General features: G+C 34.4%; 28 protein-coding genes. 17 read left to right on the top strand and 11 right to left on the bottom strand.

The window, feature by feature from the left end:
• Nucleotide 1: 1 nt before the first annotated feature.
• The 3 genes from HOG71_02140 to HOG71_02130 form a co-directional block, all read right to left on the bottom strand.
• A complete protein-coding gene (locus HOG71_02140) occupies nucleotides 2–1,618 on the bottom strand; it encodes an NAD(P)-dependent oxidoreductase (GenBank protein ID MBT5989628.1) in 1,617 nt (538 codons plus the stop codon).
• 11 nt (nucleotides 1,619–1,629) lie between these two features.
• Nucleotides 1,630–2,022 carry a hypothetical protein gene (locus HOG71_02135; GenBank protein MBT5989627.1) on the bottom strand — a complete coding sequence of 131 codons (393 nt, stop codon included), beginning with the start codon at nucleotides 2,020–2,022 and terminating at the stop codon, nucleotides 1,630–1,632.
• A 131-nt stretch (nucleotides 2,023–2,153) separates the two neighbouring features.
• Nucleotides 2,154–2,495, bottom strand: a complete 342-nt coding sequence (locus HOG71_02130) for a hydrogenase maturation nickel metallochaperone HypA (protein MBT5989626.1) — start codon at nucleotides 2,493–2,495, stop codon at nucleotides 2,154–2,156.
• Between the two features lie 272 nt (nucleotides 2,496–2,767).
• Here HOG71_02130 and HOG71_02125 point away from each other — a divergent pair, with 272 nt between their 5' ends.
• On the top strand, nucleotides 2,768–3,175 hold the full coding sequence (locus HOG71_02125) for a hypothetical protein (GenBank protein MBT5989625.1): 408 nt from the start codon (nucleotides 2,768–2,770) through the stop codon (nucleotides 3,173–3,175).
• A 292-nt stretch (nucleotides 3,176–3,467) separates the two neighbouring features.
• Nucleotides 3,468–3,833, top strand: coding sequence for a hypothetical protein (locus HOG71_02120; protein ID MBT5989624.1), 366 nt, complete (start codon nucleotides 3,468–3,470; stop codon nucleotides 3,831–3,833).
• A 21-nt stretch (nucleotides 3,834–3,854) separates the two neighbouring features.
• Here HOG71_02120 and hypE read toward each other — a convergent pair whose 3' ends face one another.
• Genes hypE through hypF form a run of 4 tightly spaced genes read right to left on the bottom strand, consistent with a single transcriptional unit; the run spans nucleotide 3,855 to nucleotide 8,531 of the window.
• Complete coding sequence (gene hypE, locus HOG71_02115) at nucleotides 3,855–4,865, bottom strand: hydrogenase expression/formation protein HypE (GenBank protein MBT5989623.1); 1,011 nt, start codon at nucleotides 4,863–4,865, stop codon at nucleotides 3,855–3,857.
• A 4-nt stretch (nucleotides 4,866–4,869) separates the two neighbouring features.
• Nucleotides 4,870–5,952, bottom strand: coding sequence for a hydrogenase formation protein HypD (gene hypD / locus HOG71_02110; GenBank protein MBT5989622.1), 1,083 nt, complete (start codon nucleotides 5,950–5,952; stop codon nucleotides 4,870–4,872).
• A gap of 46 nt (nucleotides 5,953–5,998) precedes the next feature.
• Nucleotides 5,999–6,262 (bottom strand): HypC/HybG/HupF family hydrogenase formation chaperone, encoded by a 264-nt coding sequence (locus tag HOG71_02105; GenBank protein ID MBT5989621.1) that lies wholly within the window; start codon nucleotides 6,260–6,262, stop codon nucleotides 5,999–6,001.
• 13 nt (nucleotides 6,263–6,275) lie between these two features.
• Entirely contained in the window at nucleotides 6,276–8,531 is a 2,256-nt protein-coding gene (gene hypF / locus HOG71_02100) for a carbamoyltransferase HypF (protein ID MBT5989620.1), read from the bottom strand.
• Nucleotides 8,532–9,028: 497 nt separating this feature from the next.
• On the opposite strand from hypF, the gene HOG71_02095 reads away from it, so the two are divergent.
• From HOG71_02095 to HOG71_02075, 5 genes are read left to right on the top strand one after another with little or no spacing between them, the layout of a single operon-like run.
• A complete protein-coding gene (locus HOG71_02095) occupies nucleotides 9,029–10,831 on the top strand; it encodes a hypothetical protein (GenBank protein ID MBT5989619.1) in 1,803 nt (600 codons plus the stop codon).
• Between the two features lie 30 nt (nucleotides 10,832–10,861).
• Nucleotides 10,862–11,560: a 2Fe-2S iron-sulfur cluster binding domain-containing protein gene (locus HOG71_02090; GenBank protein ID MBT5989618.1), complete on the top strand. Its 699-nt coding sequence runs from the start codon at nucleotides 10,862–10,864 to the stop codon at nucleotides 11,558–11,560.
• A gap of 11 nt (nucleotides 11,561–11,571) precedes the next feature.
• Nucleotides 11,572–12,120, top strand: a complete 549-nt coding sequence (locus tag HOG71_02085) for an NADP oxidoreductase (GenBank protein ID MBT5989617.1) — start codon at nucleotides 11,572–11,574, stop codon at nucleotides 12,118–12,120.
• Between the two features lie 15 nt (nucleotides 12,121–12,135).
• Entirely contained in the window at nucleotides 12,136–13,587 is a 1,452-nt protein-coding gene (locus HOG71_02080) for a Ni/Fe hydrogenase subunit alpha (GenBank protein MBT5989616.1), read from the top strand.
• A 7-nt stretch (nucleotides 13,588–13,594) separates the two neighbouring features.
• Nucleotides 13,595–14,104 (top strand): hydrogenase maturation protease, encoded by a 510-nt coding sequence (locus HOG71_02075; protein ID MBT5989615.1) that lies wholly within the window; start codon nucleotides 13,595–13,597, stop codon nucleotides 14,102–14,104.
• Nucleotides 14,105–14,274: 170 nt separating this feature from the next.
• Here HOG71_02075 and HOG71_02070 read toward each other — a convergent pair whose 3' ends face one another.
• Genes HOG71_02070 through nikR form a run of 4 tightly spaced genes read right to left on the bottom strand, consistent with a single transcriptional unit; the run spans nucleotide 14,275 to nucleotide 16,435 of the window.
• Entirely contained in the window at nucleotides 14,275–14,625 is a 351-nt protein-coding gene (locus HOG71_02070; protein MBT5989614.1) for a hypothetical protein, read from the bottom strand.
• 12 nt (nucleotides 14,626–14,637) lie between these two features.
• Nucleotides 14,638–15,336, bottom strand: a complete 699-nt coding sequence (locus tag HOG71_02065) for a hypothetical protein (GenBank protein ID MBT5989613.1) — start codon at nucleotides 15,334–15,336, stop codon at nucleotides 14,638–14,640.
• Nucleotides 15,333–16,025 carry a formylmethanofuran dehydrogenase gene (locus HOG71_02060; GenBank protein MBT5989612.1) on the bottom strand — a complete coding sequence of 231 codons (693 nt, stop codon included), beginning with the start codon at nucleotides 16,023–16,025 and terminating at the stop codon, nucleotides 15,333–15,335. The genes HOG71_02065 and HOG71_02060 overlap by 4 nt, the downstream gene beginning before the upstream one ends.
• A gap of 11 nt (nucleotides 16,026–16,036) precedes the next feature.
• Nucleotides 16,037–16,435: a nickel-responsive transcriptional regulator NikR gene (gene nikR, locus HOG71_02055; protein MBT5989611.1), complete on the bottom strand. Its 399-nt coding sequence runs from the start codon at nucleotides 16,433–16,435 to the stop codon at nucleotides 16,037–16,039.
• Nucleotides 16,436–16,709: 274 nt separating this feature from the next.
• Here nikR and HOG71_02050 point away from each other — a divergent pair, with 274 nt between their 5' ends.
• From HOG71_02050 to HOG71_02005, 10 genes are all read left to right on the top strand, one after another.
• Entirely contained in the window at nucleotides 16,710–17,990 is a 1,281-nt protein-coding gene (locus HOG71_02050; protein ID MBT5989610.1) for a peptidase, read from the top strand.
• 100 nt (nucleotides 17,991–18,090) lie between these two features.
• On the top strand, nucleotides 18,091–18,666 hold the full coding sequence (locus HOG71_02045; protein ID MBT5989609.1) for a superoxide dismutase: 576 nt from the start codon (nucleotides 18,091–18,093) through the stop codon (nucleotides 18,664–18,666).
• 427 nt (nucleotides 18,667–19,093) lie between these two features.
• Nucleotides 19,094–19,705: a superoxide dismutase gene (locus tag HOG71_02040; GenBank protein ID MBT5989608.1), complete on the top strand. Its 612-nt coding sequence runs from the start codon at nucleotides 19,094–19,096 to the stop codon at nucleotides 19,703–19,705.
• Nucleotides 19,706–19,894: 189 nt separating this feature from the next.
• Nucleotides 19,895–20,326: a SoxR reducing system RseC family protein gene (locus tag HOG71_02035; protein MBT5989607.1), complete on the top strand. Its 432-nt coding sequence runs from the start codon at nucleotides 19,895–19,897 to the stop codon at nucleotides 20,324–20,326.
• A gap of 163 nt (nucleotides 20,327–20,489) precedes the next feature.
• Entirely contained in the window at nucleotides 20,490–21,470 is a 981-nt protein-coding gene (locus HOG71_02030; GenBank protein MBT5989606.1) for a Fe-S cluster domain-containing protein, read from the top strand.
• Between the two features lie 22 nt (nucleotides 21,471–21,492).
• The gene (gene rsxC / locus HOG71_02025) at nucleotides 21,493–22,830 is read left to right on the top strand and encodes an electron transport complex subunit RsxC (GenBank protein ID MBT5989605.1); all 1,338 of its coding nucleotides are present in this window, start codon (nucleotides 21,493–21,495) and stop codon (nucleotides 22,828–22,830) included.
• Nucleotides 22,830–23,891 carry an RnfABCDGE type electron transport complex subunit D gene (locus HOG71_02020; protein MBT5989604.1) on the top strand — a complete coding sequence of 354 codons (1,062 nt, stop codon included), beginning with the start codon at nucleotides 22,830–22,832 and terminating at the stop codon, nucleotides 23,889–23,891. Before rsxC ends, HOG71_02020 begins: the two co-directional genes overlap by 1 nt.
• A gap of 26 nt (nucleotides 23,892–23,917) precedes the next feature.
• A complete protein-coding gene (locus tag HOG71_02015) occupies nucleotides 23,918–24,532 on the top strand; it encodes an RnfABCDGE type electron transport complex subunit G (GenBank protein ID MBT5989603.1) in 615 nt (204 codons plus the stop codon).
• Nucleotides 24,532–25,137: an electron transport complex subunit E gene (locus tag HOG71_02010; GenBank protein ID MBT5989602.1), complete on the top strand. Its 606-nt coding sequence runs from the start codon at nucleotides 24,532–24,534 to the stop codon at nucleotides 25,135–25,137. Before HOG71_02015 ends, HOG71_02010 begins: the two co-directional genes overlap by 1 nt.
• Nucleotides 25,138–25,141: 4 nt before the next feature.
• Entirely contained in the window at nucleotides 25,142–25,714 is a 573-nt protein-coding gene (locus HOG71_02005; GenBank protein MBT5989601.1) for an electron transport complex protein RnfA, read from the top strand.
• Nucleotides 25,715–26,079: the final 365 nt, after the last annotated feature.

The following is a 26,079-nucleotide window of genomic DNA, read 5'->3' as shown; positions in this document are numbered from 1 at the left end:
CTTATTCATTCTCCTGATAAAACGCACTTAGTTTTTCAATCATTATCGCTCTCATTTTCTGATCTTTTAAAGATCTTAATTTTGTTAATTTCTCAGGAGTTAACTTAATTTCCAGATTCTCATAGGTGTCAGCCATTTCATCAATAGCCATCTGAATACTCAGCTCTATACTATCATAAACTTCTTGTTTCAGTTTGCTTAATTCAGGTATTTGTAACATTTCTTCAACTATGATTTTATTAATGCATAGGAAGAAATCACTTAATTCTTCGAAATCAAAACCAGTTGCAAATCGGTCAACAGCAATATCTCCAATATATTCCAGCATCAAACTTCGGTCACTGCTTCGAACGGTTGCCATTATCAAATGATAAATCTGACTCACATATTGATCAAATTCCACTTTACCTAATGATCTGAAATTGGCAAATTCGGTTTTTTCTTCATCATCAATAATACAGATTCTTACCTTTTTAAGAATATGATCTTGCATTTGAAGCATATGCTCATAAATCTTTAAGCTAGGACGCATTGACCATCTATTCAGGCTGGCTTCATTCTTTGAGTCCCATTCTTGTTTGTGTGATTTCATATTGACTAATAAAAACAAGAGTCGCCTCAAAATGTGATATCGTGGAGTCGTATCCCAATTTAGTTCTTTTCTTGTTTTTGATGCATCGACTTTTAATTGGTCATTTATGTATTTCACCATCCACAATTGTTCGAAAGATGGTGGGGTAATTTTCAGCTTTCCCATCCAAATCCTAACAAGAATTCCAGGATATGCTAAGAATTTTGGAAGAAAAATTGGTCGTCTTTCTTTTCCAAAGTAATCCTTAGTCGATATTTTAAATAAATCAAGATGTGTAGAGCTACCATCTGGACTTGCCACATATGTTGAATCAATTGGCAATTCTTCATGTTTTTTCAGCACTGTTTTCATTAAGCGTGCTAAATCATAAATATGAATGTAACTTACTCCTGAAAATCCTTTACCTGCTAATATTCTGCTGTCATATCCTTTTTTTAACCAAGTACTTAGGAATTTATAAAGAGGAGGATATTCACACCAATCGCTAAAAACAGCCGCAAAACGTATTATAGAAATACTGAAATGAGGTGTGTAAAGTTTTACCAGTTCTTCTCCTTTCTTTTTACTAATCGCATAATCAAAATGTGCATCAGCTTCGGTTTCTTCATTAATTAGTCGATCTTTATTATCAAAACTACAAGCGGCTAAAGAACTTGAAAAAAGGAATCGTTTGATATTCAGCTTTTTGGCTAATTCCAAAACGTTTTTAGTCCCTAAAACATTTGTGCGTTCATATTCTGGGTGGTATTTATAGTTGAAATTATAGTATCCTGCTAAATGCACAATAAAATCAGCACATCCTTTTGCAATAATAAATCCCAATACCTGATTTAAAAATGAAGTATTTGCAATATCCCATTGTACCCAATGAATATTGGGGTGATAACTTATTCCTGATTCATTTTGGGATCTTCGTGCAATGGCAATAACATTGTATTCTTCTTTGATATAATCAATGAAATATTTTCCAACAAAACCAGAAGCACCAGTTACAATTATATTCTTTTGTTTTCTTTGTGAGATCACAAGTTTTGGATTTAGACTTTAGTAAATGAAGTTACTTTTGAAATCAGAAATAGTAAAATTATGCCCATGAGAAGATCGACTATGCCTGAAAGTAAAACACTTAAAATTGATTGGACAAAAAGGTAATATGAGAATAGAAATAAAAAAGCTGTAATCTTCGCAAAAATGGCGAAATTAATCAATAATCTATTCTGTATTGGATTTAAGGCTCCAGCAATATATGCAAAACAAACAATCAAATGAAAAACTCCACCTTGAACTTGGAAGAAGTTTTTATGAACTTCATTGAATCCAAAAATGCTAATAATTTCAGCAGGTAAAATAACGAGTAATAAACCAACGCAAAATGAATGAATAGCAACCAGATAAAGAAAAATTGAAGTAATCCTTTTGTAGTTCAACATATCTCTCTTTTAATATTGATTAACAGTGTTTCTTGTTAAATCTGTTAATTATTAAAGATAAGGAAAATTGGTGATTTTTCAAAGATGATTTTTAATTCAGTGTGTTAAAAATCATAGATTTAGACAAGTGGTTAATCAACAAAAAGAGAATTGATTTTAAGTTCTTTACCTTGAATGGTTTCGCACTGAGTATGATTGCATTTAGGACATATATCAAATATGTTTTCCGTAGCAAATATATGATAGCACTTTAAACATTTTGACTCACCTTCTATTTCATGAATTAATATTTCAGCTTCTTCTAACATCGAGTTTTTAACAGCTTCCTTTAATGCAAAGTCCAAAGCTTCATATACTACTCCCGAAAGTTTTCCAACAGCAAGTTCAATTTTCTTTATTTTAGTAGATCCAGCTTTTTGTGCTTCTTCTTCAGCAATTTCAACAATATTCATGGCAATGGATAGCTCGTGCATAGTCTGTTTTTAATGGTTTCAAAAATACAAAATGCCTGGTTTTTATTTGTATAATTAGAAGCATGATTGTTACATAGCAAACTAGCTAATAATATAATTCAAATTGTTTGAAAAGTCAATAATTTATTGTATCTTTAATTTGTATTTGTAAATTGATTGTACAGTCATTATAAAAGACTGTAATTAATTTATTATTAGTGTTTTAATCATATTATGGATTTGTATTAAAACTAAATTATTTATTACAATAGCAAATCTTTAAAATTAGAAAAATGTCTGAATTATCTTTTGAAGTCAACTGTCCATATTGCAAGAAAAGCTTAATGGATCCTTATAGGCTATTAAACAATAAGCCTAGTATTCGACTTAATATTGAGTTTGAAGGAAATAAAGGATTAATTCGATTATGTAGTATTTATGGCTGTTACGATTTCTTTTCTGATTTAGAAATAAAAGATGGCGATATAGCAAAATTTAGTTGCCCTCACTGTGATGAACATCTTTCCTCCAAAGAATTTTGTTCAATTTGTGAAGCACCTATGACCGATATGAAATTGGCTATCGGGGGAAAGGTAACAATTTGTACACGAAGTGCTTGTAAAAACCATTCCGTAGGCTTTGTTGATCTGACATCAGCACTAAATACATTTTACCATCAGCATCGCTATGGTGAACGTTAATATTTTTTCATTAATTATTTTTATTTACCCATTTAGCACAGATCAAATTCAAAGATTGTGCTGTTAATCATTTCACACAGCTTTAGTGGTTTAGCTTTTTTTCAGGTACTATTTTTTGCTTAATTATGAGCTTAATAGTAATAAAATTAAGTGTTTGTAATCTCAAACTCATCTCTTAAAAGTACTTGAAATTTGAAACATATAGTATATTTGATTGTCTTTAACAAAATTAGAAACTATGCCACAAAGTATTATTTTTGAAGTAAACTGTCCCCATTGTAAAAAATCACTGATGGATCCTTACAACCAGTTGAACAACTTTCCAAGTATAAAACTGGATATTGAAGGGAAAAGTGGAAAAGGGATATTGAGATTATGTTCCATTTATGATTGTTATGATCATCATGTTGGAATCGAAGTAGCAGAAAATGAGATTACTACCTTCAGTTGCCCAAGTTGTAATGAGAATTTGGCTATTGACTTAACATGTGAAGTATGTGATGCTCCTATGGTTCAATTTAAACTTGAAATGGGAGGTAAAGTAAACATTTGTTCTCGGCATGGATGTAAAAATCACAGTGTGTCTTTTGTTGATTTATCATCAGCATTGAACGTTTTTTATGATAAATTCGGATATGGTAATCCCATTGAAGACTAAACTTATTGCCGGGAGTTTGATTTAGCAAATTCTCGGCAATTGTTCTCCTGCCAGCATATCTATAATTCTCTTTCCACCAATTTCAGTTTGAACCCACCCTTTTCTTGGATGTTTGTCAGTTATTTCTCCAATGATAGCAGCATTCTTACCTAATTCATCTTTTCGTATCGTTTCCAATACCTGATCGGCATCATCTTTTCCAAGAACCATTAAAACGATGCCTTCATTAGCCACGTATAAAGGATCAAAACCAATTATTTCACACATCCCACGAACTTCTTCACGAATGGGGATTTCTGATTCAAATAGTTCAATTCCAAATTTATTGGATTCAACGAGTTCACTTAAAACGGTTGCCAGCCCTCCTCTGGTAGCATCGCGCATGAAATGGATGTTGTCAGATATTTCAAGTGCTTTTGATATTAAACTATTCAAGCAAGCACAATCCGATTGAATATTTGCCTTGAACCGGTTCAACTCCCTGGCTTTCAAAATCGACATACCATGATCGCCAATTGTACCATTGATAATAATTTTATCTCCTATTTCAATATTTTTTCCACTACCAATTTCCTTGAATTTGTCTTCAATTTCGCCAACACCAGTCGTATTAATAAAAACTTTATCACATTTTCCTCGATTCACAACTTTGGTATCTCCAGTAACTATATTAATTCCTGCTATTTTAGCCTCATTGGCCATGGAGATGACAATCCTTTCTAAATCCTTATAAGGCAATCCTTCCTCAATTATATAGGAGGCACTCATATATTTTGGTTTAGCACCCGAAACTGCCAAGTCATTTACCGTTCCACAAACCGCCAATTTGCCAATATCGCCACCAGGGAAAAATATAGGATCTACAACAAATGAGTCAGTTGTAAAGGATATACTTTTTGTATTAATTTCAAGAATAGCCGCATCAGTTTGTTGATCCAGAGTCTGATTATTAAAATGTTTGACAAATAAATCCTTGATTAAATCATGGGATAATTGTCCACCGCTTCCGTGACCTAATAATATTTTTTCCATTTATTTATTCTCTATTGTATTTATAATAGGCATGACAAGCACCTTCGGAGGAAACCATACATGCACCAACCGGATCTGAAGGCGTACAACCTTTGCCAAATAATTTGCAATCTTTCGGATTTTTCAATCCTTTCAAAATTTCACCACATAAACAACCTTTGTCTTCCCTTGTTGGCTCAACGTCCACTTGCAAAACACTTTCTGCATCGAAATCGGCATATTTATTCCTGATTTTTAATCCGCTTTTTGGTAGAATTCCCAATCCTCTCCACCAATCGTCTCTGAGTTCAAAAACTTCATCTAAGATTGCCAAAGCTTTCTCATTTCCTGACATTTTAACTGCTCTCCGATATTGTATTTCAACTTTTGGATCATTTTCTTCAACTTGTTTTACTAGCATATAAATGGACTGTAAAAGGTCGACTGGTTCAAAGCCGGAAATAACACAGGCTATTCCAAATTTTTTGGGAAAATCGAGGTAAATATTGTGTCCGGTTATGGTACTAACATGACCCGGGGCAATGTAGCCATCAATTTTAACTCCTTCATCAATTAATGCAGACATAGCAGGAGGCATAACTTTATGGGAGCTAAACAAGAGGAAATTTTTTAGATTTTCATTATAAGCTGTTACTATAGATGCTGCACTTCCGGGAGCGGTAGTTTCAAAACCTATTCCGAGGAAAACTATTTTTTTATCCAAATTACTTCTGGCAATAGCCAACGCATCCAATGGAGAATAAACTATGCGAATATCGGCTCCATTTGCTTTTTCTTTTTCCAAAGATGAGGTTGATCCAGGTATACGAATTAAATCCCCAAAGGTGGTAATAATTACATTTTCCATGCGTGAATAGGCGATGGCTTGATCAATATAACTTCTACTTGAAACACAAACAGGACACCCAGGCCCTGATAGAAGTTTAATGTTTAAAGGTAGGAGGGATGGTATTCCAAATTTTTGAATAGACATTGTATGTCCTCCGCACACTTCCATAAATCTGACTTCCTTTGTCGAAATTTTTTCAATCCTTTTCTGAAGAGATTGAACTATTTCTTTATTTCTATACTCATCAATATATTTCACGCTTTTTTGTTTTTATGCTTATATGGTAAAAATACATGGCGAGAGTTTAGGTAATTCGTTTGCCAGTTTCTTTTTCCTCTTCATCTAAACGTTGATTTAACTCTTCATACTCATCAAAAAGCTTTAGTGTTTCAAGAGCTTCTTTCTCACTGAGCTTCTGAATTGCAAAACCTGTATGTAGCAATACATAATCGCCAACATGAATATCTTCTACTATTTGAAGACTTGCTTCATATTCAGTTCCACCAACTGAAACTGTTGCCATTTCGCCTTTAATTTCCAATACTTTTGCCGGTATACTTAAACACATGATATCTATTTTATCAAATTAATTTTAATTCTCTTTTTTTAGCTGCAATTGCTAATTGCCCTAAAGCGATGCCTCCATCATTTGTAGGGATTTTATTTTGAGTATAAATCTCAAAACCATTTTGGCTTAATTTATTCTCAGTTTTTTCAAGTATGTATTTATTCTGAAAGCTCCCACCAGAAAGTGCCAGCTTATTTAAATTGTATTTTTCTCTAATATCCAAAGCAGTTTCACAAATTATTTCTATAATCGTATTATGAAATTTAGCAGAAATATTGGAAACAGAAACTCCTATATTGATATCCTTAATGATTTCAGAAAATGTTGATTTGAATGAAATAATATCAGTTTTTTCATATGAGTAGGAAGCCTCTTCATTAGTATCAATAACTGATTCCAATTTCATTGGTGCTTCAGCATGGAAATTTGATTCTGGGCAAATATTAAGTAATGCCGATACAGCATCGAATAATCTTCCTGCACTTGAACTAAGCGGACAATTTATTTTCCCCTTTATTAGATCAATAATCATTTCAATCTTCTCATTCCCTGGCGTTTTATAAAAATCAAGATTTAAGTCAAATAAATCTTCTCCAAAATAATGATAAAGATACGAAACTGCGGTTCGCCATGGTTCTTTTGTCGCTTTATCACCTCCCGGGATAGGTATATATTCCAGATGGCTTATTCTTTGGTAATCAGTAAAATCACATACAAAAAACTCTCCTCCCCAAATGTGACCATCATCTCCTAAACCTGTTCCATCAAAACTGATTCCAATAACAGGCTCATCTAATCCATTTTCCGCCATACAAGAAGCAATATGTGCGTGATGATGTTGAACTTGCAGGTAGTTAATGTTTAAGTTTTTCACATATTTTGAAGACAAGTAGTCGGGATGTAAGTCACAAACTGCTAACTGTGGTTTCCATCGGTATAATTTAGAAAACTGATTGATAGTTTCTGTATAGAATTCAAGTGTTTCAAGATTTTGCAAATCACCAATATGCTGACTTAAAATAACTTGTTCCCCTTTGCCAATAGCAAAGCAATTTACTAATTCCGCTCCTGCTGCAAAAATCCCATCGACAGCTAACTTGCTATAGATAGGTGAAGGAACAAATCCTCTTGATCTGCGAATCATTCTGCTTTTTTCGTTTGCTACGAAAAGAACAGAGTCATCTGTACGATTGAAAATATCTCTATTATAGGTTAAAATTGCATCACAGAGATTGCCAAACTGATTTTTCGCTATTTCATTATCAATTACAATTGGTTCGTCAGCAATATTTCCACTTGTTAAAACAATTGCTTTGGTTTTCAATTTTCCAAAAAGCAAATAATGAATGGGCATGTACGCCAGCATAACACCAACTGTACTTAGTCCATTTGAAACCGATGGTGCTAAATTATTTTGTGATGGAAGCAATACAATTGGTTTCTGCCAAGATGTTAATTCTTTTTTTGCAGTAGACGTAAGAACTGAATAGGTGGCAAGTGTTTCTAAATCAGCAAAGAGAACGGCAAATGGTTTTCCCTCTCTGAGTTTTAGCTGTCGGAGTTTAGAAACAGCAAGTTCATTGCTTGCATCACAAGCCAGATGATATCCTCCTTGTCCTTTTATGGCCAATATTTTACCATTGTCTAATAATCGGCTTGCTTTACTAATTATCGTATCAATATCAGAATATTGTTCATTATTAATGTCAAGCTGATAATTAGGTCCACATTGATTACAAGCTACTGGCTGGGCATGGAATCTTCTGTCACGAATATTGATAAATTCTTCTTTACATGTTTGACACATGGGAAAAATATCCATGGTTGTTTTTTCCCTGTCGTATGGTAAATCTTTAATGATCGTAAAGCGCGGACCACAATGAGTACAATTGTTAAATGGGTAATTAATTCTGTGTTTTTGCTTTCGAATATCTTTCAAACATTCATCACATACTGCAATATCAGGACTTATTTCAGTAATTTCATTGGATGTATTTACACTTTTAACAATTTTGAAGTCTACAAAACCACTATACTTTTCGTCCTTATTTGAAATGGAAAAAATATTGGAGGCAAGTGGGGCTTTTTCAGAAATCGATGACAGAAATTGATTCATGTTTTCTTTATCTCCTTCGGCTCTAATAATTACCCCATCGTTTCTATTTTCAACCGTACCCAATATTCCACAACTTTCGGCCAATAAATAAATGAATGGTCGGAATCCAACTCCCTGAACCAATCCTTTTACTTGTATGAGCCTTGAAATCATATTATTTTGTTGTTAATTAATGCAATTTAGAACATTTTTTCTGCTGCAAACTTATGCTTTTGAATGAATATACTAGTTTAGATTTTTGATTTAGAATGATTCTAGAAAATTGTAATTAACTTGGTAGAATTACGAGTCTAAAAAAAATCCAATTAAAGAAATAATGCAGTGATAAATAGTTATTTACAAAAATAGTTTTATAAATATGTGGAAGTATTTTTAAATATGTTGAAAATGCCATAAATCGCAAAATTCAGTTAATCAGCAACTTGTGTTGGGTAATATTTTGTATTTTAGAATTATTATTATTATTTAAAATATTTGGAAGAGAATTTCAAAAGATTTTATGTTTGCTGTGAATCAATTAACAGATTTAAATTGATTAAACTAGTTTGAAATATAATTTGTTTTATGATACGATTAGCAGCCATGTTTCTTTTACAAAAATATTCATGCATATCGAATCATCAAACCTTTAATAAATAAATTGTAGCTATATGAAATCTATTGTTCAACCCATACTTGACAAATACGGAAAGGATAAAACTAGAATCATGGATATTCTCATTGATATCCAAGAGGAAGTTGGTCATATTCCTGAAGAAGCTATTCAAATAATAGCTGAGCAAGTGAAATTGTCAAATGTGGATGTAATGCAAACTATTAGTTTCTATCATTTCTTTACCTGTGTGCCTAAAGGAAAATATTCTATCTACTTGAACGACAGTGCTGTTGCATGTATGTTGGGTAGGGATAAAGTAGCACAGGCATTTGAAGAAACAGCTGGCGGCCAATTTGGTTCAGTAACAGAAGATGGATTAATCGGCTTATTCAATACATCTTGTATAGGCATGAATGATCAGGAGCCTTCCGCAATTATTAATGGGCAAATTTTTACTAAACTCACTCCATTTCGAGCCAAAGAAATTATCAAAGACATGAAGGCTGGAAAACAAATGGATGAAATAGTGAACGAAGGAAATGGAGATGGTCAGAATGCCAATATACTCGTAAACTCCATGGTCATGAATAATATCAGAAAGAAAGGACCTATTCTTTCATCTGATTTTAAAATTGGAGATTCCATTAAAAGAATTACTTCGGTGAATCCAAAGTATGTAATTGATACAATTAAGAAATCGAATATTCGAGGTCGTGGTGGTGCTGGATTTCCGACTGGTTTAAAATGGGAATTTTGCAGCAGAAGTGAGGAAACTGAACGATATGTATTTTGTAATGCAGACGAAGGGGAACCTGGTACTTTCAAGGATAGGGTTATTTTAACCGAGAAAGCATACATGGTCTTTGAAGGAATGGTTATAGCTGGTTATGCAATTGGAGCCAAAACCGGAATTTTATATCTCCGTTATGAATATCGCTATTTGAAAGATTATCTAGAAAATATTCTTTACGATATGCGAAGCCAAGGATTTTTGGGTAAAAACATTGCAGGCAAAAATGGATTCGATTATGATATCCGTATTCAGTTTGGTGCCGGAGCATACGTATGTGGTGAAGAGTCAGCTTTAATTGAATCAGCTGAAGGGAAAAGAGGGGAACCTCGAGACAGACCTCCATTCCCGGTAGAAAAGGGATATTTAGGCAAACCAACTGTTGTAAATAATGTTGAAACACTTTGTGCTGCTGTGTACATCATGACAAAAGGTCCTGATGCATTTAAATCATTTGGTACGAAAGATTCTACTGGTACAAAAATCTTGAGTATTTCCGGTGATTGCACTTATCCTGGAATTTATGAAGTTGAATGGGGATTTAGTGCTGCTGATATGTTGGAAATGGTGGGTGCAGAAAATGTTCAAGCAATTCAAGTAGGTGGACCTTCAGGGACTTTAATTGGGGAAAACGAATTTGAGCGTACAATTTGTTATTCAGATCTTGGAACAGGTGGATCCATGATTATTATTGGTAAGGATAGGAATATATTAGAAGATGTAGTGCTGAATTTCACCGATTTCTTTGTTGAAGAATCATGTGGATCTTGTTCAACTTGTCGCGACATGACCTATATATTGCGTCAGACATTGAAAAAAATCATCGATGGGCAAGGTGTTCCACTTGATATAGAAAACTTGAAAGAATGGAGCAAGTACTTAAAAGCCAGTCGTTGTGGATTAGGCCAAACAGCTGCCAATCCAATTGTTTCGAGTATTAAGAATTTTAGAAGATTTTACGAAGAAAAAGTACAAATAGATAAGGAATTTGATTTCGGCTTTGATTTAGATAGAGCTGTTAGTGAATCATGTAAAGCAGTAAATCGTGTACCTAATCTTCATGAATAATTAATTTTTTGGACGATAAAATCATTAAAAATGAGCAACATAATTAAATTTACTATTGACGGGAAAGAATGTTTGAGCGAGCAAGGCAATTTTATTGTCAAGGCTGCAAGCGAAAATGACATTTATATACCGACTCTTTGTAATATTAAAGGGGTAAAACCAAAAGGAGCTTGTCGTATTTGTACAGTTAAGGTGAATGGCCGTTTAATGACTGCATGCACCACGCCTGTTTCTGACGGAATGGAAATTGAAAATACTATTCCAGAAATTGCAGACTTAAGAAACGCAATTATTGAATCAATGTTTGTTTCAGGAAATCACTTTTGCCCATCATGTGAAAAGAGCGGGAATTGTGAACTTCAGGCATTAGCATACAGATTTACGATGATGGTTCCACGTTTTCCTTTCGTTTTCCCGATTAGAACTATAGACGGTTCCAATCCTAAGATTATCAAAGATCAAAATCGATGCATACTGTGCAAAAGATGTATACGTACGATTAAAGATGAAGAGGGTCGCAGCCTGTTTGCTTATAGACGAAGAGGTCACCATGTGGAAGTTGTTCTGGATAAAGAATTAGGAGCTAATATTTCAGATGAATTAGCCAATCAAGCAATGGAAATTTGTCCGGTTGGATCTATTATTTATAAAGAACAAGGTTTCAAAACACCTATAGGAAAAAGGAAATATGATACAAATCCTATCGGTAGTGAAATTGAAAACAAATAAAGAGGAAAAAAATGATTAAACCTATTGTAGCTACCACATCTTTGGCAGGATGCTTTGGATGTCATATGTCTTTCCTGGATATAGATGAAAGAATCTTGGATCTTATTGAACTTGTTGAGTTTAATAAATCGCCAATTGATGATATTAAAACGTTTACAAAAAAATGTGACATTGGACTTATTGAAGGAGGATGTTGTAATAGCGAGAATGTTCACGTTTTGAAAGAATTTCGGAAGAATTGTAAAATTCTGATTTCGTTTGGGGAATGTGCCATCATGGGCGGATTACCAGCTTTACGAAATGGAATACCTGTGAAAGAATGTATTGATGAGGCCTATCTTAATGGACCAACTGTCAGATTAAACACAGAGAAAATCCTCCCTAATGATGATGAACTTCCCATGATACTGGATAGAGTATATCCTTGTCATGAGTTGGTGAAGATTGATTATTTCCTGCCTGGATGTCCTCCAAGTGCTGACCTTATTTGGAATGCATTGGTTGCATTAGTCACAGGAGATGAGATGAATCTTCCTTACGAAGTTGTAAAATTTGATTAATCTTAATGTAGAAAGATGACAAAGAAAATCACTATAGAACCAGTAACAAGAGTGGAAGGTCACGGAAAGGTTACTATTCACATGGATGAAAATTTAAAAGTAACTCAATCCCGACTTCATATTGTTGAGTTTCGTGGATTTGAGCGCTTTGTTCAAGGAAAACCATATTGGGAAATGCCTGTTTTGGTTCAAAGACTTTGCGGAATTTGTCCTGTTAGTCACCATTTAGCAGCTGCAAAAGCATTGGATGTTATTGTTGGTGCTGGATATGGAGAAGGATTAACTGCCACAGGTGAAAAAATGAGGAGATTAATGCATTATGGACAAATGTTCCAATCGCATTCTTTGCATTTCTTTCATTTAACCTCTCCTGATTTATTATTCGGTTATGATGCAAATCCAGCAGTAAGAAATGTGATTGGTGTTGCTATGGAATTTAAAGATCTGGCAGTGCAAGGAGTAATGATGAGAAAATATGGACAGGAAATCATCAAAGCAACTGCAGGGAAAAAAATTCATGGTACAGGGGCTATTCCTGGTGGAATTAACAAAAACCTTTCACTAGAAGAAAGAGATAATTTCTTGCATGGAGCTGATCCATTGAACATTGATCAAATGATTACATGGGCTCAGGGAGCATTGGATTTCTTCAAAGGATATCACAAAGGCAATGCTGAGTTTATTGATAATTTCTCCTATTTCGATTCAAACCATTTGAGTTTGGTTCGGAAAGATGGTGCTTTAGATCTTTATCATGGTGTAATCAGGGCCGTTGATGCTCAGGGTAATCGCATACTTGATGATGTTGATTATCAGGATTATAATAAGTATATCGAGGAAGAAGTAAGAAATTGGAGTTACATGAAATTCCCTTATCTCAAGCATCTTGGTAAAGAAAAAGGCTGGTACAGAGTGGGTCCATTAGCACGTTTAAATACATGTGACTTTATTCCTTCTCCACTTGCTCAAAAAGAATTTGAAGAGTACAAAGCATATACCAATGGAAAACCCAATAATATGTGTATGCATATGCATTGGGCACGCCTGATTGAAACGCTTCACTCTGCAGAAATGATGAAGGAATTACTGAATGATCCTGATTTACAAGGAAATGATTTAGTAACCAAAGGTGAAAAGATTAAAGAGGGTGTTGGTGTTATTGAAGCTCCACGAGGTACATTATTCCATCATTATAAAATTGATGACAACGATCAAGTGGAAATGGCTAATCTTATTGTATCGACAACAAATAATAATCAACCTATGAATAATGGGGTGAATTTTGTTGCCAATGCCATGATGAATAATCAAACGGAAATTACTGAACCGATGATGAATGCAGTGGAAGTAGTTATCAGAGCTTACGATCCTTGTTTGAGTTGTGCAACACATGCCATGGGTAAAATGCCTTTGGAAATATCACTTTTCAATAAGGATGATATTTTAATTGATCGAAAAATAAAGTAATTCAGCAATGTCTGAACTATTAATTTATGGATATGGAAACCCAGGTCGTCAGGATGATGGTCTGGGTAACTCATTTATTGAAGAATTGGATAAGTGGGTTGAAGCAAACAAACTGTCTCATATTTCTACAGATAGCAACTATCAGCTAAACATTGAAGATGCCGATGCTATTAAGGATAAACAAGTAGTTTTATTTGTTGATGCATCCATTGAAGAAATTGATGACTTTTGTATCTCCAGAGTTGAATCATCCGATTCGACCATAGAATTTACGATGCATGCTGTTTCTACTTCATTTGTATTAGACCTTTGCCAGAAGGTGTATAATAAAAGTCCTAAAACCTATTTGTTACACCTGAAAGGATATGAATGGGATTTTGCAGAAGGCTTAACAGATAAAGCCAAGGCAAATATGGACAAAGCTTTACGCTTGATACAAACTGTTATTCAGGAGAATGATACAAACAAAATCTGCTCTGAATTGGATAAATTGATTGCTGAGAAGCCCTGCCCTTAAAATTATAACATTAATCCTAGAATTCATCATCCTGAACTTGATTCAGGATCTTATTGCCATTTGCCTTGTTGGTGTTGTCACCAACAATATGAAATTAGTTTAACTAGTTTGGTAATATGTTGAGAATGCCAAATTGCGTATTTGGTTAATAAGCATCGTGAGATTCTGAACTACTCAACCTCAAGCCCTTTAACCAAGTCACTCAGGTCAATACCCGTACTTTCAGCTTTCTTTTTAACAATAGCAAGTTGATTATTTAGTTCATCTCCAATATTCTTGCTTTCAATTTTCCAGATATCATGCGCTTTCAGAATCAGCTCCTTGTCGAAACGTATAAATTGATAGGCATCTTTAATATTCCCCAATTTTGAGAGTAAACTTGCGATCTCATGATCTTTATCTTTTATACGAGCTATGAGTTCAATTCGTTGAGAATAGTTTGTGTATAAATCAATTTCTATTTCGAGTGCATTTGCAAATGCACAAATGATTTGTAAATAGGTGTCATCTCTGTCAATCATACGCTGGTTTAATTATAGTCCTAAAAACTGAATGGCAAAACCTGATAGAAATATAATTCCTCCGGCAATGGCATGGGTATATCGCTCTACTTTACCAATATTGAGAAATTTAACTCCTTTTGTGAGTAAAACTACCACAACTAACATGGTCGAAATTGTAACAACAGCAAAAACTGCTGCAACAAAAACCACACCCCAAGTATTGGATTCAGCAGCTGGAAACATAAGCATAGGAATAAGGGGTTCGCAAGGTCCTAAAACAAAAATCAGGAATAATATCCAAGGTGTAATGTTTTTTTTGTGAACATGATCATGCTCTTCTTCATGCGTATGTTCATGGGTATGAAGCTCGCCATCATGTATATGAACATGCTTGTGCGGTTTGTTTTTAATGGCTCTGTATATACCCCAGACCATGTAGGCAAAGCCAAAAACAATAAAGGCCCATGCTGCCAGACTCCCCCTAACCGATTCGAAACCTGTTAATTTATTAATTCCGATTCCTAAGCCAATTCCCAGTGATCCAACAATAATGGAGCTCCCTACATGTCCAACTCCACATAAAGCTGTGATAATTATTGTTTTATACATTTTCCATTGACGAGCCTTGGCCATTACAATAAAAGGTAGATAATGATCTGGACCTAAAATAGTGTGTACAAATCCTAAGGCAGCAGCACTTCCTGCTAAAATTAATATCTCGTTAGTCATTTTTTTTCTGTTATGTTGATAATTCCATTTCCATTCAATTGCATGTACATGCTTGAATTACATATTAAGCAATAATTCCTGTTTTCTATTTTAATTATTCGACTGGCCATTATGGATTCTCCACACCCATCACAAACTATACTTTCATGTGATGGTGCATATGATGGGACTTCCACTTTGACTTCTTCGACTTTGAAGATTTTATCAAATTCTAAATCTAAAACTGCAAACGCAGCTTTTTTTCCATACTTTTTGAATTTTTTTACGTCCTCAGGATTTCTGCTTTGCTCTTTAACGACACTTTTATACTCACCTGAAAATTCTTGAGTAACTTTTTTTATGTATTCTTTTGAATTTACCAGAGTTGAAATGCGAATGCCTTTCCCATCTCTTTTTGCTAAAGTAAAAGCTGTTTTCCCTAAATCTTTAAATACCAGCGCATTATTTCCAAATGTGCATCCAGTCACAAACTGAATGCCGTCTGAAAAACAATTGTTTGTTTCAGTAATGGCCATGAGATCTTCTAAGCCATCAGATTTGCCTATTAGCTGCTTCATTGCAAATTGTCCTGCCATCACGCCTATTGCTAAACCCGGACAGTAATGTCCATGAAGTTTTGCAGCCTGCTTCAATAACTTCGGCAGATTGTCCTTTTCAATTTGTTTTTCTATTTTTTTTCTTGGGCTCATCATTTAGAATTTTAGGCTGAAGTCATTACTAATTCTCCATGTCTGATTCCCTTAATAGCAATCAGTTTGTCAGCCAGTTCCGTGAGTTTTCCTGCTGCTCCTTTAACCGCAATGGTCTCCAAACAGTTATCATGATTTAAATGAACATGCTGAACCGATAAAATCAGATCATGAAAATCGTGTTGAAGGGAAGTGGATTGCGTTTGCAAATCTCTTTTATGATGATCGTAAACAAGAACGATAGCACCAGCAACAATGTCATTGTCTTTCCATTTTTTTTCAACCTCTGTTTTTTGAATCAGTAACCTGATTGCTTGAGACCTATTGGGAAAATGATTCTCGATGACATATTGATCCAACTTGTTTAACAAATCTTCTTCAAGCGAAACACCAAATCTTTTTACTTTCATCGTCATTTATTATTAGTTGTTTGTTACCATTAGTTAGCTTTTCAAAGCCTCTGACCTCATGGTTTTATGAATTTTTATTAGAAAATTTTCACGAATGCCAGATTAATGGTAGCAATAATATTTTAATCGTAACACAAATATACATCTCTGTTATTTAAATAACAACAAAATAATACTTATTTAATAATCTTATTTAGTAGTTAAAAAGTGTTTATAAGATTGTCTTGAAATTGCCTAAAGTTGATTTAATTTTGAAAAAATATCTGTATAATTCATGATTCGACTTAAATTTTTAGCTGTATTATTCTTCCTTTTCATGACGCAACTTTATGGTGATAATTTGCCTGTCTACAGTAGTTTCTTTTCCGATGAGGCTTGTCGAATAAATTTCTATTTAGGTGGTAGCCATGATAGCCAGTTTGTTGAAATAGTTCAAGTACGTAAAATTAAACAATGGGGTGGTTCAAAAACCATCCTTATCGATCCTTTGAATTATGGTAATTATCGGATACGGATTTATGATTTGAAAACTGCAAGTTTAATTTTCCAAAAAGGATTCTCTACCTTGTTTGAAGAGTGGCAGATGACAGCAATAGCGAAAGATACAGTCCAGTTATTCGAGGAATCTGTTTTGTTTCCTTTTCCCAAATTTCCTGTGAATGTTGTTATTCAAGTTCGAAATCCTGATAATTCTTTTACTACTTTAAAAGAGTATAATGTAATACCTGAGGATGGACGAATAAAACAAGATGAGCTTATTATACCATATAAGTATATTATTAAAAATGGTGACTCACATAAAAAAATAGATATCGTTTTTCTTGCAGAAGGATATACAAAAGAGCAGCGATCTAAATTCTTGAAAGATGTTAAATTTCATGCAAAAAAGCTTTTAAAGACTAAACCTTATAAAAAGTATAAAAATGATTTTAATGTTGTGGCTTTAGAAACATGGTCAAATAATACGGGGACTGATTTTCCTCAATATTTTCATATTGAAGATACACACTTTGATTGCGGGTTTAATACTTTTGGTAGCGAGCGATATTTAATGACAAATAGCTATTGGAAAGTTGTTGAAGCAGCTTCTGTTGTTCCCTACGATCAGATAGTTATTCTCGTTAACTCCGATGAATATGGTGGAGGTGGAATCTACAATCACTATGCAAGCTTTACTTCAGATAATAAAATGTCAGACTTTGTTTTAAGTCATGAGTTTGGACATTCATTTGCCGGACTTGCTGATGAATATGTTGGTAATCATCCTTATGCAGAAAAGATGTCGCTGGAGGTAGAACCTTGGCATGCTAACGTTACAACATTACAAGATTTTAGTTCAAAATGGAAGGATATGGTTGATTCACAAACACCTATTCCAACTGTTGCAAATTTGTTTGGAAAAAACGTAATTGGAGCATATGAAGGAGCTGCCTATTTGGAAAAAGGTGTTTACCGTGCGCAGTATAATTGCTCTATGCGATCAGTTATTCGTGATCAATTTTGCCCTGTTTGTTCCAAAGCAATTGTGCAAATGATTAAGCTAAACACATTTTAGTTTTATTTCGGGCATTATTAATATATAGCTTGTTTGTTTATTTTGGAAAATGATTAAATTGCCATAACACTATTTTAGTTACACAATTAAAAATAAATCGATGTCGTTTGAATTACCAAAACTTCCTTATGGGAAAAATGAATTAGCGCCTGTTATCAGTGAAAATACAATTGATTTTCATTATGGTAAACATCATCAGGCATATGTCACTAATCTGAATAAACTGATTGCAGGGACTGAATTTGAAAACATGACTTTGGAAAGTATAATTTTAAAGTCAGATGGAGGCATATTTAACAATGCTGCACAAGTTTGGAATCATACATTTTATTGGGAAGGATTTGCCCCAAATGCTGGTGGAGAACCAACAGGAAAAATTGCTGAGATGATTAATGAAGCTTTTAGTTCCTTCGATGAATTTAAAACTCAATTTGCTACAGCAGGTGCTACTCAATTTGGATCGGGCTGGGCTTGGTTAGTTTTAACTATGGAAGGTAAACTTGAAATTACAAAAACGGCTAATGCTGAAAATCCTATGACAAAAGGTTTAAAACCTTTATTGACCTGTGATGTGTGGGAGCATGCCTATTATTTAGATTATCAAAACCGCAGACCAGATTACATTTCAGAATTCTGGAAATTAGTTGATTGGGATAAGGTAAACAGCAGACTATAATTAAAATTCAAGACCTGTTAGGTTGAACAAAACCTAACAGGTCGAAATATTTTAGCACTTACTACCTTGCGCCCTTTTTGGTGTTATCACCAAAAAAATTATTGAATGAAAGTCTTGCAGTTGAGAACACCAGCAAGGGCGAACAGCACAATAAGAAAACAAAAGCCCTGCACTGGTCGAAGTTTGCAACTTCGACCATTCTAACTCCAACCAAGGCATTCCTCTGAGAATTATTTCCTTGAGTTTTTGAGATAAAACGGTTTAAGTTGCAAACTTAAACCAGAAGTGGTCATCTTATTCTCGTCTCTTGCAAGATTTGATACTCCACACTTTTAATTCTTCACTTCACACTTTCTTTCTGGTACACCCTTTGCATTAACAAGAATGATTCTAAATTAAAAATTTATCAAATTAAACAAATAATAAAATGGCTTTTGAATTACCAAAACTCGATTATGCTTTTGATGCATTAGAACCACATATTGATGCGCGTACCATGGAAATACATCATGGGAAACATCATGCTGCTTATGTTAACAATTTGAATGCAGCATTGGAAGGAACTGATGACATAAATAAAGACATTGAAGACATTATTAAAAATATTTCAAAATATCCGGTAGCAGTTCGCAACAATGGTGGTGGACATTTCAATCATACATTATTCTGGAAAATATTGTCGCCCAAAGGAGGCGGACAACCTACCGGATTATTAAATGATGCAATTATTTCAGAATTTGGATCATTTGACACTTTTAAAGAAAAGTTCAATAAAGCTGCTGCCACACGTTTTGGCTCAGGTTGGGCTTGGTTGTCAGTCGATAACAATAAGAAATTATGTGTATGCTCTTCAGCAAATCAAGATAATCCATTAATGGACACCGCTGATTGCAAAGGAACACCAATTTTAGGATTGGATGTTTGGGAACATGCTTATTATTTAAATTACCAGAACCGCAGACCAGATTATATTTCATCTTTCTGGAATGTTGTGAACTGGAAAGCCGTTTCTGAAAGATATCAGAAGTTGGTAAAATAGTTTAAACGAATAGATTATTTATTTAACGTCATTGCGAGCGAAGCGAAGCAATCTCCTTTTAAGGTGCAGATTCTTTCAATATTCCTTCTTTCGCAATGGCGTTTTTATTATTGCTTTTCAAATGTTATTCCATTCAAAATTTCTCATCTTTGAAGCTTTAAAAGAATAACTCTTCGAATAAGTATAGAAATGTCAGAGCATAAGAATTATATTGAACACGAAGGAATTGTAATTAAAACTACTACTTCACAAGTAGATGTCCAGATTATTGTTAAATCAGGCTGTGCAGGTTGTCATGTCAAAGGTGCTTGTAATTTATCCGACATGGAGGAGAAAGTTATTGAAGTAAAAAATCCTCCAAATGAGTTTAAAATTGGAGAAAAAGTACTTGTAGGTATGGAAAGTGCGATGGGATACAAAGCACTATTTTTAGGTTATTTGTTTCCTTTCATCATAATTCTTTTAACTCTGATTGGCGGCATGTCTGTTTTTCAAGAAGAAGGCATTGCAGCAGGAGTCGCTTTGGCTTTTACAGCTCTTTATTATATGGTCATTTACTTTTTTAAAGATCATTTGAAAAAAGTATTCCGATATCGAATAAATAAAACCTCTTATTTATAGTATTTTACGTTCTCTTCATTAATCTTCAAGTTACTTATTATTAAGACTTAATATAATCAATTATATTAATTTTTGATGATAGCTATTGTTTATATATTTGCGCCCGAAGTAATGTAAATAATCAGTTATTTAACGATAATTTAAAGATAAAGAAGTGAACGATATTATCCTTTATGCTGTTGTCTCTTTAGGCGCAATAGGAGTAATTGCAGCTATTATCCTCTTTTTTGTTGCTCAAAAATTTAAAGTAATTGAAGATCCCCGGATAGACGAAGTTGAAGAAGTGCTTCCTGCTGCAAATTGTGGGGGGTGTGGTTTTGCCGGTTGTCGAAATTTTGCTGAGGAAATAGTTAAGGCTGGCAACATGGAAGGCTTTAACTGTCCGGTTGGTGGAGCTGATCTCATGACAGATGTTGGCAAAGTGTTAGGATTAGAGGCCGAACTCAAAGATCCTGAAATAGCTGTGTTGCGTTGCAATGGCTCTTGCGAGAATTCTCCTCAAAAAGCACAATATGATGGTGTTCAATCTTGTTTTGTGGCGAACGCCTTGTTTTCTGGAGAAGGTGGTTGTGCCTTTGGCTGTCTGGGTTGTGGTGATTGTGTAGAGGCTTGTGATTTTGATGCCATGTATATGGATAAGGAAACAGGTCTTCCAGTTGTGAAAGAAAATTGTATTGCATGTGGAGCTTGTGTGAAAGCTTGCCCAAGAGATATTTTAGAATTAAGAAAGCGCAACAAAAAGGAAAGACGAATTTTTGTATCCTGTGTAAATAAGGAAAAAGGTGGACCAGCCAAAAAGAATTGTTCAGTTGCTTGTATTGGATGTGGCAAATGCCAGAAAGTATGTAAGTTCGATGCAATAACCATTGAGAATAATTTAGCCTATATTGATCCGATAGCCTGCAAGCTTTGTCGGAAATGTGCACCTGAATGTCCTACTAATGCTATTTGGGAAGTTAATTTTCCACCTAAAAAAGAAAGACCTGTTGTTGAAGTAAAAACTGATGCAGCAACTAAATCAGCAGATGTTACTACAGAAAAAGTTGCTCCGCAAAAGATAGAAAAAACAGAAAATGATATTGCCGTTAAAGAATCACCAGATTTGAAGGAAACTAACGATAATAAGGAAAATACTGAATCATAATTCGATTAAGTAAAAGAAAAATATGGTTTTAAAAACATTTAAACTTGGAGGTGTTCATCCACCAGAAAATAAAATTTCAGCTGCTAAGTCAATCGAAATTTTAGCTATACCTGCCAGAGTTTCAATTCCTGTTAGTCAGGTACTTGGAGCTCCTTCAACTCCTATTGTTAAAAAAGGAGATATGGTAAAAGTGGGTCAGTTAATAGCCAAAGGAGAAGCCTTTATTTCTGCCAATGTCCATTCATCTGTTTCTGGTAAAGTTCTGAAAATAGATGATGTTTTGGATAGCAGTGGTTATCGTAAAAGTTCTGTTGTCATTGATGTAGATGGCGATGAATGGATGGATGGCATTGATACATCGGAAGAAATTATTAGGGATATCAGTAGTTTGCAACAGGCTGACATTATTGAAAAAATTAAAGCAGCTGGTATTGTAGGATTAGGAGGCGCAACATTTCCATCCCACGTGAAACTAATGGTTCCAAAAGGTAAAGTGGCTGAGGTTCTTATCATAAATGGAGTTGAGTGCGAACCTTATTTAACGGCTGATCATCGTTTAATGCTCGAGAAAGGCGAGCAATTACTAATTGGAATCCAGATTTTGATGAAAGGTTTGGGGGTAGATAGAGCAATAATTGGTATTGAAAATAATAAAGCAGATGCCATCGATCATTTAAATAATTTGACTGCCAATTACCCAGGTGTTTCAGTTCAACCACTCAAAGTTCAATATCCCCAAGGTGGTGAGAAGCAATTGATCAAAGCCTGTATCAACAGAGAAGTTCCAAGTGGGAAATTGCCAATTGAAGTAGGTGCTGTTGTAAATAATGTAGGAACTGCTTTTGCCGTTTATGAAGCTATTCAAAAAAATAAACCATTAATAGAGCGTATTGTTACTGTAACAGGAAAATCTTTAACTGAAACGGCAAACTTCATGGTTCGTATTGGTACGCCAATTTCAGATCTAATCGAAAAAGTTGGTGGTTTGCCCGAAGACACGGGTAAAGTTATCAGTGGTGGTCCAATGATGGGAAAAGCACTTAACTCTGTTGATGCAGCTGTTGTTAAAGGTACATCTGGAATTCTAATAATAAATAATACTGAGGCAAAACGCAGTCAAGCCGTTAATTGTATTCGTTGCGGGAAATGTACGACTGTTTGCCCCATGGGCTTAGAGCCATTTTATCTTTCTCAAGTAGCCAAAATGGAGAATTTTGACGCTGCCGAAAAAAATAGAATTATGGATTGTATTGAATGTGGTTCATGCATGTTTATTTGCCCTTCATACAGGCCATTACTCGATTATATCCGTTTAGGAAAATCAAAGGTTGGTAAAATAATGAGATCAAGACAAAACTAATGAGCAATAAAATATTAACAGTTTCTCCCTCTCCTCATGTACATGGTAACCAAAGTGTACCGAGGATTATGTGGGGTGTGGTGATTGCCATGATACCAGCCATGCTGGTTTCAGTATATTTCTTTGGATTAGAAGCTCTTCGTGTAACATTAATCGCAGTTGCAGCCAGTATTGTATGTGAATACCTGATTCAGAAATACTTAATTAAAGGGCCTTCAACAATTGGAGATGGTTCTGCAATTATTACAGGTATTTTACTTGCCTTTAATGTACCATCTAATTTGCCTTGGTGGATAATTGTTATAGGAGCAATTGTGGCCATAGGCATGGGTAAAATGTCATTTGGAGGATTGGGAAAAAATCCATTTAATCCAGCTTTAGTCGGACGTGTATTTCTTCTGATATCTTTCCCTGTACATATGACTTCTTGGCCAGTTGCTAAACCATTATTTGGTGGTATGGCTACCGATGCAGTTTCTGGAGCTACCTTTCTTGGTAACATCAAAGAACAAATGGGTGCAATCAAAGAAGGCTTAACTTCTGTCGGAGAGATCATTGCAAAAGGAATCCCTCAATACAATGAAGCAGGTGAATTAGTTTCTCATCAGATTACAGATTATACCCAATTACTATTTGGGCATATGGGAGGTTCGTTAGGTGAAATATCCGTTATTGCACTCCTGATAGGAGCAGTCTTCATGTTATTCCGTAAAATTATAAGCTGGCATATTCCTGTTGCCTATTTAGGCTCTGCAATTATTTTATCTGGCATTTTATGGCTGGTTGATCCTAGCCTTTATTTAAATCCTGTTTATCATTTATTAGCAGGAGGGATGATGTTAGGTGTTTTCTTTATGGCTACCGATATGGTCAGTTCTCCTATGTCCACAAAAGGTCAGTTAGTTTTTGGTATTGGATGTGGGGTTTTAACAATCATTATTCGAGTATTTGGTGCTTATCCAGAAGGAGTTTCATTTGCTATTCTCATTATGAATGCTTTTGTACCATTAATTAACCGTGGTTTTAAACCTGCCAAGTTTGGCGAAACAATTAAAGCTTAATTGGAAACTTATTATATCTAAATAAGATGGCAAGTAAAAAAGAATCAACATTTGTTTCAATGACATTAACATTGTTTATTGTGACAGCTGTAGCAGCCTTCGCCTTGGGTGGAGTATATAATCTCACAAAAGACAAAATTAAAGCATCAAAAGCGCAAAAAGTTACCGATGCAATTACAAAAGTATTACCTGAATTTGATCGGGTTGAATCAACAGGTTTCGTTGAAAAAGGCGAATTGGTCAAGAGTATTTATAAAAGAGATCCGGTTGCAGATACCATTACCTTGTATAAGGCCTATAAAGGAGAAGAATACATTGGTACGGCAGTTAAAACGTATACAACTTTAGGTTTTAGCGGAAAATTTTGGATAATGGTTGGTGTTGATGCTGAAGGAAAAATATATAATACAGCAGTTGTTGAGCATTTTGAGACACCTGGTTTAGGTGATAAAATGGATGAATCTAAGTCTAAGTTCCCATTGCAATTTATTGGAAAAGATCCGAACGTTTTTGCCATAAGCGTGAAAAAGGATGGTGGAGAAGTGGACGCTATTACTGCTGCTACCATTAGCTCACGAGCATTTTGTGATGCTGTTAATCGTGCATTTGATGCTATAAAAAGTGTGGGAGGAAATGAATAATGAGTATGAAAGAAACATTAACAAAAGGTTTTTTTAAGGAGAATCCCGTATTTATTTTATTACTGGGATTATGTCCTACATTAGGTGTTACAACATCAGCAGCAAACGGTCTTGGAATGGGCTTGGCAACAGCTTTTGTGCTTATTATGTCTAACCTGGTGGTCTCTCTTATTAAGAGTCAAATTCCTGACAAAGTCAGAATTCCTGCTTTCATCGTTATCATCGCATCTTTTGTAACGATTGTCGATTTGGTTATGAATGCTTACGTTCCTGCATTACATGCTCAACTGGGTTTATTCATTCCATTAATTGTTGTTAACTGTGTTGTATTGGGAAGGGCTGAGGCTTTTGCATCTAAGAATACAGTCTTTAGTTCCATGATTGATGGATTAGGAATGGGCCTAGGATTTACATTCGCCTTAACATTATTGGGTGCTGTGCGTGAAATTCTTGGATCAAGTGCTCTATTTGGATTCAATATTCCTATCTATCCATTAGATGAAGGAGGAAGTCCAATCACCATGATCGTATTTGTTTTGGCGCCAGGTGCATTTATTGGACTGGGTTATTTAATTAGCATAATGAACAAAATATCTAAATCATAAATAGATGGAAATATTAACAATAATCATACTTGCCGTATTTGTAAATAACATTGTACTGGCTCAGTTTCTTGGGATTTGTCCATTTATTGGTGTTTCTAAGAAAATTGATACGGCTATAGGAATGAGTGGTGCAGTATTATTTGTGATGACTCTTGCAACCATTGTTACTTACATAATTCGATATTATGTTTTGGAGCCTTTTGGATTAGAGTTTCTGCAAACAATTAGTTTTATTCTTGTTATTGCAGCATTGGTTCAAATGGTTGAAATTATCTTGAAAAAAGTAAGCCCTACTTTATTTCAGGCTTTAGGTATTTTCTTACCACTTATCACAACAAATTGTGCAGTACTTGGTGTTGCTATCTTAACGATCAATGGAAATTATAGCCTGATTGGCGGAGTTGTTTATGCAATTGCCAATGCAATCGGATTTGGTCTTGCTCTGATAATTTTTGCTGGAATCAGAGAGCATTTAGATTTAATGGAAGTTCCAAAAGGAATGCGTGGTGTACCGATCTCATTTATTGTAGCAGGTATTTTAGCATTGGCATTTATGGGCTTTGCTGGCATCGTATAAAAATCAATTTCTACATATTGAAGGCTTATTTGATCATATCAAATGAGCCTTTTTTTTGTAAAAAAAGATATTAATAAGTAAAAAATATATCCTTGCAGTTTTAGAAAAATTTCTCTTCTATTTTGATTTTTTTAAACAAGGAAAACACTTTTCTAAAAATAATTTTCACATTCTCAGAATTAATAGAATCGTACTAATATCAGTCTAATCACTAGTTATGGTATTTGTTTATGTTAAGAAATAATATTTGCTATTATCTAAATTGTAGTGTGTATAACTACCTGTAAACTAGTTTTATATCTGATTATTGTTTAAAATTCAGGGTCTTGTTAAAACAACGACACTGTTGAATTAATAAGCAGCTG

This window comes from Bacteroidota bacterium (assembly GCA_018698135.1).
Classification (GTDB): domain Bacteria; phylum Bacteroidota; class Bacteroidia; order CAILMK01; family JAAYUY01; genus JABINZ01.
This window is presented reverse-complemented; position numbering and strand designations above follow the sequence as displayed.

What these genes read in the sequence shown, in the direction of transcription:
- HOG71_02090 (MBT5989618.1), top strand. Translation starts at nt 10,862, where the DNA reads ATGAGCAACATAATTAAATTTACTATTGACGGGAAAGAATGTTTGAGC.
- HOG71_02105 (MBT5989621.1), bottom strand. Translation starts at nt 6,262, where the DNA reads ATGTGTTTAAGTATACCGGCAAAAGTATTGGAAATTAAAGGCGAAATG.
- HOG71_02125 (MBT5989625.1), top strand. Translation starts at nt 2,768, where the DNA reads ATGTCTGAATTATCTTTTGAAGTCAACTGTCCATATTGCAAGAAAAGC.
- HOG71_02035 (MBT5989607.1), top strand. Translation starts at nt 19,895, where the DNA reads ATGTCAGAGCATAAGAATTATATTGAACACGAAGGAATTGTAATTAAA.
- HOG71_02010 (MBT5989602.1), top strand. Translation starts at nt 24,532, where the DNA reads ATGAGTATGAAAGAAACATTAACAAAAGGTTTTTTTAAGGAGAATCCC.
- HOG71_02040 (MBT5989608.1), top strand. Translation starts at nt 19,094, where the DNA reads ATGGCTTTTGAATTACCAAAACTCGATTATGCTTTTGATGCATTAGAA.
- HOG71_02075 (MBT5989615.1), top strand. Translation starts at nt 13,595, where the DNA reads ATGTCTGAACTATTAATTTATGGATATGGAAACCCAGGTCGTCAGGAT.
- HOG71_02120 (MBT5989624.1), top strand. Translation starts at nt 3,468, where the DNA reads ATGGATCCTTACAACCAGTTGAACAACTTTCCAAGTATAAAACTGGAT.
- hypE (MBT5989623.1), bottom strand. Translation starts at nt 4,865, where the DNA reads ATGGAAAAAATATTATTAGGTCACGGAAGCGGTGGACAATTATCCCAT.
- nikR (MBT5989611.1), bottom strand. Translation starts at nt 16,435, where the DNA reads ATGAAAGTAAAAAGATTTGGTGTTTCGCTTGAAGAAGATTTGTTAAAC.
- rsxC (MBT5989605.1), top strand. Translation starts at nt 21,493, where the DNA reads ATGGTTTTAAAAACATTTAAACTTGGAGGTGTTCATCCACCAGAAAAT.
- HOG71_02085 (MBT5989617.1), top strand. Translation starts at nt 11,572, where the DNA reads ATGATTAAACCTATTGTAGCTACCACATCTTTGGCAGGATGCTTTGGA.
- HOG71_02070 (MBT5989614.1), bottom strand. Translation starts at nt 14,625, where the DNA reads ATGATTGACAGAGATGACACCTATTTACAAATCATTTGTGCATTTGCA.
- HOG71_02130 (MBT5989626.1), bottom strand. Translation starts at nt 2,495, where the DNA reads ATGCACGAGCTATCCATTGCCATGAATATTGTTGAAATTGCTGAAGAA.
- HOG71_02045 (MBT5989609.1), top strand. Translation starts at nt 18,091, where the DNA reads ATGTCGTTTGAATTACCAAAACTTCCTTATGGGAAAAATGAATTAGCG.
- HOG71_02060 (MBT5989612.1), bottom strand. Translation starts at nt 16,025, where the DNA reads ATGAGCCCAAGAAAAAAAATAGAAAAACAAATTGAAAAGGACAATCTG.
- HOG71_02095 (MBT5989619.1), top strand. Translation starts at nt 9,029, where the DNA reads ATGAAATCTATTGTTCAACCCATACTTGACAAATACGGAAAGGATAAA.
- HOG71_02065 (MBT5989613.1), bottom strand. Translation starts at nt 15,336, where the DNA reads ATGACTAACGAGATATTAATTTTAGCAGGAAGTGCTGCTGCCTTAGGA.
- HOG71_02135 (MBT5989627.1), bottom strand. Translation starts at nt 2,022, where the DNA reads ATGTTGAACTACAAAAGGATTACTTCAATTTTTCTTTATCTGGTTGCT.
- HOG71_02080 (MBT5989616.1), top strand. Translation starts at nt 12,136, where the DNA reads ATGACAAAGAAAATCACTATAGAACCAGTAACAAGAGTGGAAGGTCAC.
- HOG71_02005 (MBT5989601.1), top strand. Translation starts at nt 25,142, where the DNA reads ATGGAAATATTAACAATAATCATACTTGCCGTATTTGTAAATAACATT.
- HOG71_02015 (MBT5989603.1), top strand. Translation starts at nt 23,918, where the DNA reads ATGGCAAGTAAAAAAGAATCAACATTTGTTTCAATGACATTAACATTG.
- HOG71_02050 (MBT5989610.1), top strand. Translation starts at nt 16,710, where the DNA reads ATGATTCGACTTAAATTTTTAGCTGTATTATTCTTCCTTTTCATGACG.
- hypF (MBT5989620.1), bottom strand. Translation starts at nt 8,531, where the DNA reads ATGATTTCAAGGCTCATACAAGTAAAAGGATTGGTTCAGGGAGTTGGA.
- HOG71_02020 (MBT5989604.1), top strand. Translation starts at nt 22,830, where the DNA reads ATGAGCAATAAAATATTAACAGTTTCTCCCTCTCCTCATGTACATGGT.